At 53.5% G+C, this 1457-nt stretch carries 1 protein-coding gene; it reads left to right on the top strand.

All coding sequences use genetic code 11. The features are described 5' to 3' along the window. Nucleotides 1-77: 77 nt before the first annotated feature. Nucleotides 78-1451, top strand: a complete 1374-nt coding sequence (locus RMSM_RS15160; RefSeq protein ID WP_008697777.1) for a transposase — start codon at nt 78-80, stop codon at nt 1449-1451. The last annotated feature ends 6 nt before the right edge of the window (nt 1452-1457 follow it).

The following is a 1457-nucleotide window of genomic DNA, read 5'->3' as shown; positions in this document are numbered from 1 at the left end:
AACTGAGCTTGCCTATTTTGAGGCATTCGTAAAAATAGGGCAAGTTCGCTTCGCCCTTTGCCACGGAAGGCTTTGCTATGAATTGCACGCTCTTTACAGACCCACTGTTTCGCTCGTTCGCCGACAAACGCCCCTTTGCTACCGTCACTCAGATGGTGCTGCGGCGACTGTTGGCCGCCGAAGAACTCGACGGCTTGTTTGAAAGCGAAGCACAGCGGCAGTACGTTCGCACGCTGCAGTTCTCTGACCTAACCGGATTGGTCAGCGGCGTGGTGCTGGGGAAGTATCAAAGCATGAACGCTGGTTACAAGGCACTCAAAGATCAGCTAGGCGTGTCAGTCCGGGCCGTCTACGACAAGCTACAAGGCGTCGAACTGGGACTATCGCGTCAGCTGGTTCGCAACTCCTACCGGCAAACCATCGAGATTTGCAAAGAGATTGGCTGCGTCCAAAACAACGACCTGGCTGGTTACAGCACACGCATCCTCGATGGCAATTGGCTCTCAGGCACTGAGCATCGTCTCAAAGAAACCCGCACCAGTACTGCCGCACCACTGCCAGGGAAATCACTGGTCGTTTACGACCCACGCTATCGTGCCGCTTGTGATTTCATTCCCATCGAAGACGCCTATTCACAAGAACTCAGTGGTCTGGACGCGGTGATCGAAACGCTCGCGGCGAAACAGCTTTGGTTGGCCGATCGCAATTTCTGCACACTGAAGTTTCTCTACAGTATTGCCGCCAAGAGCGGATGCTTCGTGATTCGTCAGCACAGCAAACTGCATGGCACCGAGAAAGGCAAGTTGCGAAAGATCGGCGAGAGCGATACCGGTGTAATCTACGAACACAAGCTGGTTCTTCCCGAATACGAGGGCAGGCAAATAACGGTCCGCCGCATTCTGGTTCATCTGTTTGAGCCGACGCGGGACAAGGATTTCGAAGTCGTGTTGCTGACGAATCTTCCGATCGAAGATGCCGACGCGATAGTGGTTTCCGATCTTTACCGGACTCGGTGGAAGATCGAAACCGCGTTTGGCCACATGACCACAGCGATGAACTGCGAGATCAAACCGCTGTGCTATCCCAAAGCGGCGTTGTTCTGTTTTGCTTGTGCGCTGGTTGCGTACAACTCGTTTGCGATTAGCAAGGGAGCGATTGCTGCGGAGCATGGTCGCGAAGAAGCCGAGATGCTTTCGCACTATTACTTGGCTACCGAAATCGCATCAGCAACCGACGGGATGCTGGTGGTGTTACCCGACGAGCGTTGGGAAGAGATGGAGCAGATTGATCAAGGGGGCTTTGCTCAGGAGGTTCGTCAGATCATCGGCGGGATGGATATGAGCCGCTATCGCAAATCCATTCGGGGCCCCAAAAAGAAAACACCCAAGCGAACCAACAAGTTGAAATCAGTTCACGTTTCGACGAAACGCATCCTCGACAAACGCAAGTGAAAACAC

This window comes from Rhodopirellula maiorica SM1 (assembly GCF_000346295.1).
Lineage (GTDB): Bacteria > Planctomycetota > Planctomycetia > Pirellulales > Pirellulaceae > Novipirellula > Novipirellula maiorica.
Note: the sequence above shows the minus strand (reverse complement) of the source record. Positions and strands in the feature narration are given on the sequence as shown.